Origin of the sequence: Gordonia sp. 852002-10350_SCH5691597 (genome assembly GCF_001665715.1) — a bacterium.
Classification (GTDB): domain Bacteria; phylum Actinomycetota; class Actinomycetes; order Mycobacteriales; family Mycobacteriaceae; genus Gordonia; species Gordonia sputi.
The window spans coordinates 1-12,854 of record NZ_LZMO01000248.1 but is presented as its reverse complement, the minus strand read 5'-3'; the positions used below and the strand labels follow the sequence as shown (position 1 = coordinate 12,854).

10 protein-coding genes are annotated in these 12,854 nt (G+C 64.8%); 7 read left to right on the top strand and 3 right to left on the bottom strand.

What is annotated here, in order from left to right:
• Nucleotides 1–174 precede the first annotated feature (174 nt).
• From A5777_RS18160 to polA, 6 genes are all read left to right on the top strand, one after another.
• Nucleotides 175–1,221, top strand: coding sequence for a branched-chain amino acid ABC transporter permease (locus tag A5777_RS18160; protein WP_005208745.1), 1,047 nt, complete (start codon nt 175–177; stop codon nt 1,219–1,221).
• Nucleotides 1,218–2,468 carry a branched-chain amino acid ABC transporter permease gene (locus tag A5777_RS18155; RefSeq protein ID WP_005208743.1) on the top strand — a complete coding sequence of 417 codons (1,251 nt, stop codon included), beginning with the start codon at nt 1,218–1,220 and terminating at the stop codon, nt 2,466–2,468. The genes A5777_RS18160 and A5777_RS18155 overlap by 4 nt, the downstream gene beginning before the upstream one ends.
• Entirely contained in the window at nt 2,465–3,496 is a 1,032-nt protein-coding gene (locus A5777_RS18150) for an ABC transporter ATP-binding protein (protein ID WP_039856923.1), read from the top strand. The genes A5777_RS18155 and A5777_RS18150 overlap by 4 nt, the downstream gene beginning before the upstream one ends.
• On the top strand, nt 3,480–4,250 hold the full coding sequence (locus A5777_RS18145; protein WP_005208739.1) for an ABC transporter ATP-binding protein: 771 nt from the start codon (nt 3,480–3,482) through the stop codon (nt 4,248–4,250). The genes A5777_RS18150 and A5777_RS18145 overlap by 17 nt, the downstream gene beginning before the upstream one ends.
• Nucleotides 4,251–4,254: 4 nt before the next feature.
• On the top strand, nt 4,255–4,830 hold the full coding sequence (locus A5777_RS18140; protein ID WP_005208738.1) for a GNAT family N-acetyltransferase: 576 nt from the start codon (nt 4,255–4,257) through the stop codon (nt 4,828–4,830).
• 83 nt (nt 4,831–4,913) lie between these two features.
• A complete protein-coding gene (gene polA / locus A5777_RS18135) occupies nt 4,914–7,727 on the top strand; it encodes a DNA polymerase I (protein WP_039856922.1) in 2,814 nt (937 codons plus the stop codon).
• 25 nt (nt 7,728–7,752) lie between these two features.
• Here polA and A5777_RS18130 read toward each other — a convergent pair whose 3' ends face one another.
• The 3 genes from A5777_RS18130 to A5777_RS18120 form a co-directional block, all read right to left on the bottom strand.
• On the bottom strand, nt 7,753–8,376 hold the full coding sequence (locus tag A5777_RS18130; protein WP_005208730.1) for a TetR/AcrR family transcriptional regulator: 624 nt from the start codon (nt 8,374–8,376) through the stop codon (nt 7,753–7,755).
• Nucleotides 8,377–8,438: 62 nt separating this feature from the next.
• The gene (locus A5777_RS18125; RefSeq protein ID WP_231894572.1) at nt 8,439–10,169 is read right to left on the bottom strand and encodes an amidohydrolase; all 1,731 of its coding nucleotides are present in this window, start codon (nt 10,167–10,169) and stop codon (nt 8,439–8,441) included.
• On the bottom strand, nt 10,129–11,616 hold the full coding sequence (locus tag A5777_RS18120) for an APC family permease (RefSeq protein WP_064863709.1): 1,488 nt from the start codon (nt 11,614–11,616) through the stop codon (nt 10,129–10,131). The genes A5777_RS18125 and A5777_RS18120 overlap by 41 nt, the downstream gene beginning before the upstream one ends.
• Before the next feature lie 152 nt (nt 11,617–11,768).
• On the opposite strand from A5777_RS18120, the gene A5777_RS18115 reads away from it, so the two are divergent.
• Nucleotides 11,769–12,797: an isocitrate/isopropylmalate dehydrogenase family protein gene (locus A5777_RS18115; protein ID WP_064863708.1), complete on the top strand. Its 1,029-nt coding sequence runs from the start codon at nt 11,769–11,771 to the stop codon at nt 12,795–12,797.
• Nucleotides 12,798–12,854: the final 57 nt, after the last annotated feature.

Below are 12,854 nucleotides of genomic sequence, written 5' to 3'. Positions count from 1 at the left end.
CGCGCGCCCCGGTCGCCCCCAATCGTCCCGGTCCCCCGCCTTGCTCTACACCCCCACCCCCAACCCGGGCTTCTAGCCGGAATTTAATTCCCCCAACCCACGCCCCCCCGGCCCCCCCCCCCCCGGGGGGGGCGCGGTTCGTGTCTGCGACTTTTCGACGATTGAGGGGATCGTATGACCACCACACTTCTGGTGGCACAGACGTCGACCGCAGTGGCATCCACCATCGGATTCGACTATCACGCGCTGTTCGACGGCTTCTGGGGCCTGACCATCGAGGGGCTGACCTACGGATCGGTGTACGCGCTTGTCGCGGTGGGTTACACACTCGTCTATGGCGTGCTCCGACTGATCAACTTCGCTCATTCCGAGGTCTTCATGCTCGGCATGTTCGGCACCTACATCGGACTGCTGTTGTTGGGCTTCACGCCCTCGGGCAACACGTACTCCGAGGGAACGGTGATGACGGTCGTCTATCTCGTGCTCGCGGGGCTGTGCGGCATGATCGTGGCGGGCGGAGCGGCGGTCGGACTGGAGTTCGTCGCGTATCGGCCCCTACGTCGACGCGGCGCGAAGCCGCTCGCGTTTCTCATCACCGCGATCGGAATGTCGTTCGTACTGCAGGAATTCGTGCATTACGTGCTGCCGAAGTTCCCGGTCGACCCGCCACTCGGCGGCTCCACGGCACAACCGACGATTCGCCTCGTGGAGCCCGTGAAGGAGTTCACGATCTTCGGCGCCCCGGTGTTCAACATGACGATGGTGATCATCGGCTCGGCGTTGGTGCTGGCGCTCGGCGTCGATTTCATGATCAACAAGACCCGTCTGGGACGTGGGATCCGTTCGGTGGCACAGGATCCCGATGCCGCGCTGCTGATGGGTGTCTCCCGTGATCGCATCATCCTGGTGACCTTCCTCATCGGTGGTCTGCTGGCAGGCGCTGCGGCGCTGCTCTACACGCTGCGTGTACCCACCAACATCGTCTACAACGGCGGCTTCATCCTCGGGATCAAGGCGTTCTGCGCCGCGGTCCTCGGCGGAATCGGCAACGTTCGTGGCGCGCTCTTGGGAGGCTTGCTGCTCGGTGTGATGGAGAACTACGGTTCCGTGCTCTTCGGAAATCAGTGGAAGGACGTGGTCGCGTTCGTTCTCCTGATCCTCGTATTGATGTTCCGTCCAACCGGAATACTCGGTGAGAAGCTGGGGAAGGCGCGGGTATGACGACATCAGACAATGAGGCGTCAGACAGCGTGGCGTCAGCGAAAGTGTCGTCGACGCAATTGACCACGCCGCCGCCGCGCGGTCTCGGCGACCGTATTCGCACCTGGTGGGACAGCCTGCCTCGCGTACAGCAGTGGCTACTCGGCGTCCCCCTCATCATTCTTCTCGCGCTGCTTCCGGTCATCAAACCGCCACTGATCACGACGACGGCAACCAACTTCGGTGTGGTCATGGCGACGTTCGCCATGACGGCATTGATCGCCATCGGACTCAACGTCGTGGTCGGCCAGACGGGTCTCCTCGACCTCGGCTACGTCGGCTTCTACGCGGTGGGCGCCTACGTCGTCGCATTGCTGACGAGTCCGGCGAGTCCGTTGTGGAACAGCGAAGATCACGGCTTCTTCTCGGGGCCGTGGGCGTGGCTCGCATGCGTTCCACTCGCGATCATCATCACCGGACTCACAGGGTTGGTCCTCGGTACCCCGACCTTGCGCGTGCGAGGCGACTACCTGGCGATCGTCACACTCGGATTCGGCGAGATCGTGCGTCTGCTCGCCGACAACCTCACAGACATCACCAACGGCGCGTCGGGCCTGCAGGGTGTCCTGTTCCCCGAGCTCGGGCGGTCGGACAAGCATCCCGACGGTGTGTTCTCCGTCGGCAACAACAGCCCGACCGCCAACTACGGGGTCTGGTGGTATTGGCTGGGCATCGTCGCGGTGATCCTCGTGTTGATCGTCATCGGCAATCTGGAACGCAGCCGCGTCGGACGCTCGTGGGTGGCGATTCGTGAAGACGAGGACGCCGCCGAGATCATGGGTGTGCCCACGTTCAAGTACAAGCTGTGGGCGTTTGTGATCGGCGCGGGTATCGGCGGGCTGTCGGGCGCCGTCTACGCGGGCCAGGTGCAGTACGTCGATCCCAAGGCGTTCACGGTCATCAACTCGATGCTTTTCCTCTGTGCCGTCGTGCTCGGCGGACAGGGCAACAAGCTCGGCGTGATCGCCGGCGCGTTCATCATCGTCTACCTGCCTGCGCGGGTGCAGGGCATCGAGGTGGGCGGTCAGTCGCTCAGCGAGTTCAAGTACCTGTTCTTCGGCATCGCCCTCGTGGTGCTGATGATCTTCCGGCCGCAAGGCCTGTTCCCGGCACGAGCGCGACTGTTGACCTTCGGTCGCAAGGTTTATGCCGCTGTCCGTCGTAACCCCAACCCGCTACCGTCGGGAAGCGAGGAGGCGCACGCATGACGCACAGGACACCTGACGACGCCGCGGACGATCGCGCCGACGACACCACTCCGCGTGTCGACATCAGCAAGGCGCAGACCGGGCCGGACAGCGTCGAACAGGTCCCAGACAACGTCGAACAGGTCGAGGAGGTGCTCGCCGACCCCGAGTCGACGGCTGTCGTCGACCCGGCAGCGGTCGACCCGCAACTCGCCGATCCAGAAGCTGTCGCCGAAGCTGTTGCGCCGCAACGGAACATCGAAACTGCCGAGGGTGAACCGCTACTGAAGGTCACCGGTTTGACCGTCGAATTCGGTGGGCTGGCGGCACTTGACGACGTCACGTTCGACATCAAGCGCGGCGAGATTCTCGGCCTCATCGGACCCAATGGCGCAGGCAAGACCACGTGCTTCAACGCGATTACGGGCGTCTATCGTCCGACGCGTGGAACGGTGGTCTTCGACGGTGCGCCGCTCGGCAAGATGTCGCAGCACAAGATCACTCGCAAGGGGATCGCGCGTACCTTCCAGAACGTGCGGCTCTGGGGTGAGATGACCGCGCTGGAGAACGTCTCCGTCGGCACCGATGCCCGGCACAAGACGTCGGTCTTCGGAGCAATCATGCGCACGCCGCGGCTGTACCGAGAAGAACACGACGCCGTCGACCGCGGGATGGCGCTGCTCGAGTTCGTCGGTATCGGTGCCCGCGCGGCGGAGAAGGCGTCGAATCTCCCGTACGGAGACCAGCGTCGTCTCGAGATCGCTCGGGCATTGGCCACCGAACCCAAGCTGCTGTGCCTCGACGAGCCTGCGGCCGGCTTCAATCCGAGCGAGAAGTCCGCGCTGATGGAGTTGATCCAGAAGATCCGCGAGGACGGCTACACCGTGCTGCTCATCGAGCACGACATGCGCTTGGTCATGGGCGTGACCGATCGCATCGTCGTCCTCGAATTCGGCCGCAAGATCGCTGACGGCTCACCGCGCGAGGTTCGCGAGAATCCCGCGGTCGTCGCCGCCTACCTGGGAGTTCCCGATGACCAAATCGCCTGACCTCAGCAAGGATTCGGCCGCGACGACCATCAAGACGCCGGTGCTGGAAATGACCGACGTCGTCATTCACTACGGCCGAATCCAAGCGCTGCACGGCATCTCGCTACACGTCGACGAGGGCGAGCTGGTGACTCTCCTCGGAGCCAACGGCGCGGGAAAATCGACCACCATGCGCGGGATCTCCGGTCTGCTCAAACTCAGTCAGGGCGACATCAAGTTCAATGGTGAGTCGATCACCAAGCTTGCCCCGCACGAGCGAGTGTCACGGGGAATCATCCAGGTTCCCGAGGGCAGACACATCTTCCCGGGAATGACGGTGCTCGAAAATCTTGACATGGGTTGCTATGGAAGGAAATTCGAGTCCAAGGCTGCCTACAGTCAGGCCCTCGACCAGGTCTTCGAGTTGTTCCCGCGGTTGGCGGAACGGCGCAAGCAATACGGCGGAACCATGTCCGGCGGCGAGCAGCAGATGCTCGCGATCGGTCGAGGGCTGATGGCGCGTCCCAATCTGCTGTTGCTCGACGAACCGTCAATGGGCTTGGCGCCCATGGTGATCCAACAGATCTTCTCGATCATCGCGCAGATCAACGCGGAGGGAACCACGATCCTGCTCGTCGAGCAGAATGCGCAGCAGGCCTTGAGCCGCTCCGATCGGGGTTACATCCTTGAGACCGGCACGATCCTGAAAGAGGGGCCGGGCAAAGAGCTACTCGTCGACGATGCGGTGCGTGAGGCGTATCTCGGCGTAGCCTGACGCGGTGACCGCCTACGCCATCGAGGGCTCAACGGACAACAAGCTCGTCAGCGAGATACTCGGAGAGGCGTTTGCCGACGACCCGGTGATGCGGTGGTTGCAACCCGACACCACCCGGTACGCGGCCCTGTATCGCGCATTGTTGACCGCGGGTCACGGGTCACGGGGACGTATAGACGTGTGCGTCGAGAATGACCGGGCCGTCGGCGCCGCGGTGTGGGACCCGCCGGGATTTCACCCCTCGAGCGGCCGCCAACTGTTGGCGGTGCCGCGGTTCCTGTCGGCACTGGGCGGTCGGTACCGTCGCGGCCAACAGATCGAGGAGATGTTCGCGGGATACCGTCCGCGCGAACCGCACTGGTATCTGGCATTCGTCGGCGCCACAGTGCACGGGCGCGGCGTCGGAAGTACGTTGCTGCGCACCGGGATGGAGTCGGTCGACGGCCCGGCGTATCTGGAGAGCTCCAACGAGGCGAATATTCCACTCTACGAGCGATTCGGTTTCACGGTGACCGCCGAGGTGACGTTGCCGGAGAACGGACCTACGGTGTGGCCGATGTACCGCAGCGCGCCTGGCTGAGGTTTCGTCAAGGGTCCGCGGGGTTGCCGGGGATGGGTTGCCGGGGATGAGGCGTGTCGGGGGGCGTCACTAGACTCGGCGGTGTGAGTCCTGCGCAAAGTGCACCCGTGAAGAGTTCCGACGGCACACCCGCTGACGGCAAGGCCGCGCCGTCGACGTCGTCGCGATCGAGTCAGAAGGGTGGCAAAGGTAAGCGTCAACCGACGTTGATGCTGCTCGACGGGCATTCGCTGGCCTACCGGGCGTTCTTCGCGCTTCCTGCCGAGAACTTCAAAACCGCGACCGGCCAGACGACCAACGCGGTGTACGGCTTCACCTCCATGTTGATCAACCTGCTCCGCGACGAGGAACCGACACACGTGGCAGCGGCGTTCGACGTCTCGCGCAAGACCTTCCGTTCGGAGATGTTTCCCGAGTACAAGGCGCAGCGATCCAAGTCGCCCGACGAGTTCAACGGTCAGGTCGATCTGACCAAAGAGGTGCTCGACGCGCTCGGAATCCCCGTCATGGCGATCGAGGGCTACGAGGCCGACGACATCATCGCGACGCTGGCAACGCAGGCCGAAGCGGAGGGCTACAAGGTTCTCGTCGTCACCGGCGACCGGGACTCGCTGCAGCTCGTCGACGACTCGGTGACGGTGTTGTACCCGCGCAAAGGCGTGTCGGAGCTGACCCGCTTCACCCCTGAAGAGGTCGAGAAGAAGTACGGACTCACACCCACGCAGTATCCCGACTACGCGGCGCTGCGCGGCGACCCGAGCGACAACCTGCCCGGCATCCCGGGCGTGGGGGAGAAGACGGCGTCGAAGTGGATTCGCGAGTATGGCTCTCTCGCCTCACTCATCGATCACGTCGACGAGGTCAAGGGAAAGGTCGGCGACGCATTGCGCACGCACCTGGCCTCGGTACAGACGAACCGCCAGCTCACTGAGCTCGTCCGCGACATGCAATTGCCTGCCACGCCCGACGAACTGGCGATGGTCGGCTGGGACCGCGACCGCATCCACCAACTCTTCGACGACCTCGAGTTCCGTGTTCTGCGCGATCGTCTGTTCTCGACGCTCAGTTCCGTCGAACCGGAGGCCGAATCAGGGTTTGAACTCGACGGGTCGGTCCTCGGCGAAGGTGAGGTTCGCGACTGGCTCGACGCGCACGCCCGCACCGGCCGCAGCGGCCTCACCGTCACCGCTCCGCACCAGGTCGTCGGCGCAGACGTGACGGGCGTCGCGATCGCCGCGACCGACGGTACGTCGGGCTACGTCGACGTCACGGTGCTCGGGCCCGACGACGAGAAGGCGCTCGGCGAATGGTTTGCCGACTCGACCATCGACAAGGCCCTCCACGAGACGAAGTGGGCCATCCACGCGCTGCGGTCTCGTGGGTGGACGCTCGCCGGTGTCACCAGCGACACCGCCCTCGCCGCCTACCTCGTGCGGCCCGGCCAACGAACCTTCAACCTCGACGATCTCGCGCTGCGCTACCTGCGACGCGAACTGCGAGCCGACGATGGCGCCGACTCCGGGCAGCTCTCGCTCCTCGACGACGACGGGGGCGCGGGCAAGATCGCCGAGCAGGCGATGCTCGAGGCGCGGGCTGTCGCCGAACTCGCCGACACCCTCGACACCGAGCTGGACCGCATCGACTCCAAACCGCTGCTCACCGAGATGGAACTGCCACTGCTGTTCGTGCTCGCCGACCTCGAGGCATCGGGCATCGCGGTCGACGTCGAGCACTTCGGTCAGCTCGAAGAGACGTTCTCCGAGCGCATCCGGACGGCCGCAGAGGCCGCCTACGAGGTGATCGGCGAGCAGATCAACCTCGGCTCGCCCAAGCAATTGCAGACGGTGCTGTTCGACAAGCTGGACATGCCCAAGACCAAGAAGACCAAGACCGGTTACACGACCGACGCCGACGCTTTGCAGACCCTCTATGAGAAGACCGAGCATCCGTTCCTGGCGTATCTGCTCGAACACCGAGATGCCACCCGACTCAAGGTGACCGTCGACGGTCTTCTCAAGTCGGTGGCCGACGACGGCCGAATCCACACGACGTTCAACCAAACCGTCGCGGCGACGGGTCGGCTGTCGTCGACCGAACCCAACCTGCAGAACATTCCGGTTCGTACCGAGGCCGGGCGGGAGATCCGCCACGGATTCGTCGTCGGCTCGGACAACGGACCCGGCGGCACCGGCAAGCCATACGAGACCCTCATGACGGCTGACTACAGCCAGATCGAAATGCGCATCATGGCTCACCTCTCAAGCGACGCGGGCCTCATCGAGGCGTTCAACACCGGAGAAGACCTCCACAACTTCGTCGGGTCACGAGCTTTCGGAGTGCCGATCGACGCGGTGACCACAGATATGCGGCATCGTGTCAAAGCGATGTCGTACGGTCTCGCGTACGGACTCTCGGCGTTCGGGCTCGCGGCGCAGCTGCGGATCAGTCGCGACGAGGCCAAGGAGCAGATGGAGGCCTACTTCGACCGCTTCGGTGGCGTGCGGGACTACCTTCATGACGTCGTCGTCGAGGCACGCCGAAACGAGTACACCGCAACGCTTTTCGGTCGACGCCGCTATCTGCCCGACCTCAACAGCGACAACTGGCAACGGCGTCAGGCGGCAGAGCGTATGGCGCTCAACGCCCCGATCCAGGGCACGGCTGCCGACATCATCAAGGTCGCCATGATCAACGTGCACAAGCGACTCGTCGCCGAGAAACTTGCCTCCCGCATGTTGCTCCAGGTCCACGACGAACTCGTCGTCGAAGTGGCTGAGGGTGAGCGCGAACAAGCCGAGAAGGTCGTTCGCGAAGAGATGGGCAATGCTATCGATCTGTCTGTGCCACTGGAGGTTTCGGTCGGCTTCGGTCGCTCGTGGGACGACGCCGCGCACTGAGGAACGCAGTCCTGCAATAGAGCTGTCAATTCTGCGACACGCGGGCCAGTTCGGTCTCGAGGCCGATGACGGCCAAGTCGACGGTCAGCTCGAACGCTTCGTCAGCGCGCACGCGTCCCGTCGGTGCTGCTGACAGCGCACGCCCGAGGGTGCTGTCAGCAGCGACGCCGTCGGCCGACCACACCTCCTCGGGTGCGCCGACGTCGAGCGCCGACCCGAGTGCGATGGTGTCGAGAAACGTGATGACGTGCAGCACCCGGTCGATCGGGAACCCGGCGTCGACGAGCTTCTGCGCCAATCGGTCGTAGCCGCGCAGCACCTCGGGTGCGCGGACCGTTTGCGCCGTGAGTGCCCGCACCAGTTCGGGGTGGGCACCGAAGCCCGCGCGGTAGCCGATCAGCCACTCTCGAACCACCTCGCGCCAGTCCTCCGGCCACTCGATCGACACCGAGAGTTCCTCGGCGATCACCCCGCGGATGAGCTCGAGGAGTTGCTCGCGGCTCGCCACATGGTGATACAGCGACGACACCGCGACGTTGAGGCGCTTCGCAACCCCGGGCATGGTGAACGAGCCGTCGGCGTCGAGCGCGTCGAGTGCCGCTCGGGCAATCGTGTTCGGATCGAGGATCGGTGTGCGCGGGCGGGGCATTCCGTAAGCCTAGTGACTCGCCGTATGCCTGATGCTCGCCGTTGCCTCGACGCTCAAGCGGGTCAGGCGTCGACGTGGTCGGCGCGATGCACCACGTCGCCTCCGACCATGGTGAGCACGATCGGGGCGTCGGCGAGTTCGTCGGGCAGGCACCGGAGCGGATCGACGGCAAACGCGGTGAGATCAGCGCGACAGCCCACCGCGATGGCACCCGCGTCGCTCGCGCCCTGCGCTCGTGCGGCGTGGCTCGTATAGCCCTCGAGCGCCATGCGCGCGGTGAGTGCCTGTCCGGGAAGGATCGGAGCGTCGTCGAGATGTCCCGCGCGGCGTCGGAGCTGGGCGTCGGCCATGATCGAACGGGCATCGAAGGGGGCGATCGGCCAGTCCGACCCCAACGCGAGGATCGCTCCCGCGTCACGGATGTCGCGCGTGCGGAATGCGCGGTCGGCACGTTCGGCGCCGAGTCTCTCCGACCAGTTGTCGGAGTGGTCGGAGCGCGTGTAGTGGGTGCAATGGGTCGGCTGCATGCTCGCGACAACGCTTTGCCGCGCGAAACGGTCGACGAGGTCGTCGGGGAGCGTCTCGATGTGTTCTATCCGATGTCGCGCGCCGGACGGGAGCTCGGGTAGATCGGCGAGACTGTCGAGTGCATAACGGATTCCGGCGTCGCCGATCGCGTGGGTCACCGTGGGGACACCTCGCTGTGCCAAGTAGCGCAGCGCGTGTCGGTACTCCGCCGGGTCCGGCCACAGCGGTGCGGTTGATTCGCCATGGGAGTCGGGAGTCTCGAGCCACGCGGTGCCACCGTCGATGGTCCCGTCGACCATGAACTTGACGCCGTCGACACGCCACCGCCTGCCACCGCGACGCTGCAGTTCGACGATGTGATCGAGTTGCTCGGTGTCAGTGCCGGGCATGCAGAACGGAGCGAAGCGGAGTCGCATGGGAAGCTCGATGTCGGCTTCGAGTGCGGTGACGAGCTCGCCGCTGTCGCCTTCGAAATCCATGGCGTTCGCTGATGTCAGTCCGGCCGCAGCCATGGAGCCGAGGAGTTCGGTGAGGCGTTGTCGGCGTTGCTGCGCCGACTCGGGCGGTACGACCGCGGAAACGACGCTGACCGCTTCCAGCTCCAGCAGGTGGCCCGTGGGAATGCCGTCCTGGCAGACGATCTCGGCGTTGCCGCTGAATGTCCGTGGGCCATCGATGCCCGCGATGCGCAGTGCCGCCGGCGTGGCGAGTGCTGAATGACCGTCGAAGAGGTAGAGCAGGGCGGGCAGGTCGGGTCCCACCGCCGTCACCACCACGTCGGACGTGACGGGTCGGCCACCGAACGCGTTGGGATCGAGGCCCCAGCCCCGTACCCAGCCGTCGACGACCGGGGCGGTCCGCAGAGCCTCGACGAGTTGATCGAGGTTCTCGACGCCCGAGAGGTCGACGCCGGCCGAAATGTCCAGTCCGAGAACAGGATGGATGTGTCCGTCGATGAGGCCGGGGGTGAGTGTCGCGCTCCCAGATCGACGATCTGAGTTGACGCAGAGATGTAGGTGGCCAGCGAATCCGCATCCCCTAGTGCGCAGATCCGCCCGTCGGAGATGGCGACGGCGCTGTGGCCCTGTTCCCCTGTCAGGGTGTGGATGGTCTTGGCGAAAATCACCGTGTCGGCTCGCTGTGTCATTGTCGTCCCTGCGTACGTCGTTGAGTGTGGTCTGGTACGTGATTGAGTTGTGCCACTGCGCCTTCGGGTCCCTGGTGTCAGCGTTCGGTGTCGGCGTGCGGGTCGTCGTAGAGGCCACCGATGCGGGCATAGGTGCGTGGCACCCGGGCGCGGAAGTAGAGTGCCGCAACGATTCCGAGGAGGAACACGACTCCCACGCTGCCGACAAGTGCCGCGTTGGCCGCGGTGCCCATGTTGGTCAGCAGCTTGATGTTTGCCACGAGTAGTAGCAATGCGAGGCCGAGAAGGATGGTGCTCAGGACTCCCGCGATCAGTCCGACCCGCTCGGCCCCGACGTAGTGCTTGCGCACGAAGTACGCGACCACAGCGAGCGATGTGATCACCTGCAGCGCAATGATTCCCACGATTCCAGGGGTGTTGAGGACCAGTAGGAGTTGATAGTAGGGATCTGCACCGGCCAGGCCGAACGCCGCGATGACGACGGCGGCGAGGATGGTCTGCAGATTGCCTGCGCGAGAAGGGGATTTGTACACAGGGTGAGTGCGATCGAGGATGCGGGGCAGCGCGCCGTCGCGTGCGAGTGCATACGTGTAGCGGTTGATGGCGTTGTGGAACGCGATCTGCGACGCCAGAGCGCTTGTGACGATGAGCAGTGACATCACGTCGGTCGCCCAGGTGCCCACATACGTCGTCATGGCGGAGAAGAAGAGGTCGGCGACGTCGTCGCCCGCGGCCTGCTGCACCTGAGCGGCGCCGAATGCCTGGACGATGAAGCAGTAGAAGATCGCCATGAAGCCGACTGCCCAGTAGGTCGCGCGGGGGATGGAGCGGTCGGGGTCGCGAGCCTCGGAGCGATAGAGGGCCGTCGACTCGAATCCCATGAACGCCGCGAACGCAAAGGCCAGCACGCCTGCCATTCCCGGAGCGAAGATCGCCTTGGGAGTGAAGGTGGAGAACTCGATACCGTGCGCTCCGCCCTTGACGAGGATCGCGACGGCGAGAACCAGCAGGATGCCGGTTTCGAGGGCGAGGAGGACTCCGAGGAATCGCGCCCCGACGTCGATTCCGCGACGGCCGACGAACCACACGATCGCGATCGCGACGAGTGCGAGTACGGGCCAGGGGATGTCGACGCCGAGCACCCGCGAGATGGCGTCGTGCGTCTGAACGGCGAGGAGGCCGTACACGCCGATCTGGAGTGCGTTGTATGAGACGACTGCGAGGAAGCCTGATGCGAGTCCCGCGACCCGACCGAGTCCAAGCGTGATGTAGGAGTAGAAGGCGCCTTTGCCGCCGGTGGCCCTGGTCATGGCCATGAACGCCACCGCGAACACTGCGAAGCTGATTCCAGCGGCGAGATAGGCGACCGGCGCGCCGACACCGCCGATGGCCAGGGCCAGGGGCGCGACGCCCGCCATCACGGTCAGCGGGGCCGCCGCCGCGATCACCATGAAAGCAATCGACGGTGCGCCGAGTGCGTCCTGCTTGAGATCGATGCCTGCTGGTGGTGGCGAATCGACAGCGGCAGGTGGAGTGGCGACTCGGGATGGATCGGCAGTGCTCATGGGGAGCCTTTCGAGAGCGACGCTACGAGAGCGTCGTCGAAGAGAATGGCGGCTGGCCTGCGGCGTTGAGGGCCAAACCGAATGTCATTCGGTTTCTAGCTATGCTGAGGTGGCTCGGCAGAGTTGTCAAGCGTTCTGGCAATATTTGCGAGATGAGCAGCGACAGTCGATTGGCGATCGGTGTACTCGACGGCGACGGAATCGGGCCGGAGATCGTGCCGATCGCCGTCGACGTGGCGGTTGCGGCAGGTGCGCGCGAAGACATCGAATTCGATTGGGTGACTTTGCCTCTCGGTCGTGACGCAATAGCCGAGTACGGCACGCCGACACCGCAATCGGCGCTCGAGGGTCTCGACGAACTCGACGTGTGGATTCTCGGCCCACACGACTCGGCCGGATATCCCGAGGAGTTCCGTGGGATGCTGACGCCTGGTGCGGTGATCCGTAAGCGGTTCGGGCTGTATGCGAATATCCGGCCGTGTCGGGCCTATCGCGGTGTGGCCGCAACCGCTCCCGACATCGACGTGGTGATCGCGAGGGAGAACTCCGAGGGGCTGTACGCCGACCGGAACATGGCCGTCGGGAGTGGTGAATTCATGCCGACGCCCGATGTTGCGCTCGCGGTCGGAGTCGTCACCCGTGAGGCGAGTCGTCGAATCGCTCGAGAGGCATTCCGACTCGCGAGGCAACGCTCACGGCATGTCACCATCGTGCACAAGGCCAACGTTCTACGACTCACGACCGGCCTCTTCCGCGATGCGTGCCGCGAGGTGGCGGTGGGCTTCCCTGACGTCGACGTCGACGAGCAGCATGTCGACGCGATGGCAGCACTGCTGGTTCGCAGGCCCGCGGATTTCGACGTGCTGGTCACCGAAAACCTCTTCGGCGACATCCTCTCCGATCTCGCAGGCGAGTTGGCGGGATCGCTGGGAATGGCAGGTTCGGTGAACTGCTCGTCGACCAAGGCCATGGCGCAAGCCAGCCACGGTGCGGCCCCCGACATCGCCGGACGCGGAATCGCCGATCCCGTCGGCATTCTCGCCTCGACCGCGATGATGCTCCGATGGTGGGGCGATCAGCGATCCGACGATGCACTCACCCGCTGCGCCGCGAGAATCGACAACGCCATCGACGTCACGCTGGCCGCGGGGATTCGCACGGCCGATCTCGGCGGGCTGTAACGGCGGTGTGGGAATCACGGTGTCGGGCCAGGTGGTCGGCATGCAGATCCAGACGAC

What these genes read in the sequence shown, in the direction of transcription:
- A5777_RS18155 (WP_005208743.1), top strand. Translation starts at nt 1,218, where the DNA reads ATGACGACATCAGACAATGAGGCGTCAGACAGCGTGGCGTCAGCGAAA.
- A5777_RS18150 (WP_039856923.1), top strand. Translation starts at nt 2,465, where the DNA reads ATGACGCACAGGACACCTGACGACGCCGCGGACGATCGCGCCGACGAC.
- A5777_RS18160 (WP_005208745.1), top strand. Translation starts at nt 175, where the DNA reads ATGACCACCACACTTCTGGTGGCACAGACGTCGACCGCAGTGGCATCC.
- A5777_RS18120 (WP_064863709.1), bottom strand. Translation starts at nt 11,616, where the DNA reads ATGAGCACTGCCGATCCATCCCGAGTCGCCACTCCACCTGCCGCTGTC.
- A5777_RS18115 (WP_064863708.1), top strand. Translation starts at nt 11,769, where the DNA reads ATGAGCAGCGACAGTCGATTGGCGATCGGTGTACTCGACGGCGACGGA.
- A5777_RS18130 (WP_005208730.1), bottom strand. Translation starts at nt 8,376, where the DNA reads ATGCCCCGCCCGCGCACACCGATCCTCGATCCGAACACGATTGCCCGA.
- A5777_RS18145 (WP_005208739.1), top strand. Translation starts at nt 3,480, where the DNA reads ATGACCAAATCGCCTGACCTCAGCAAGGATTCGGCCGCGACGACCATC.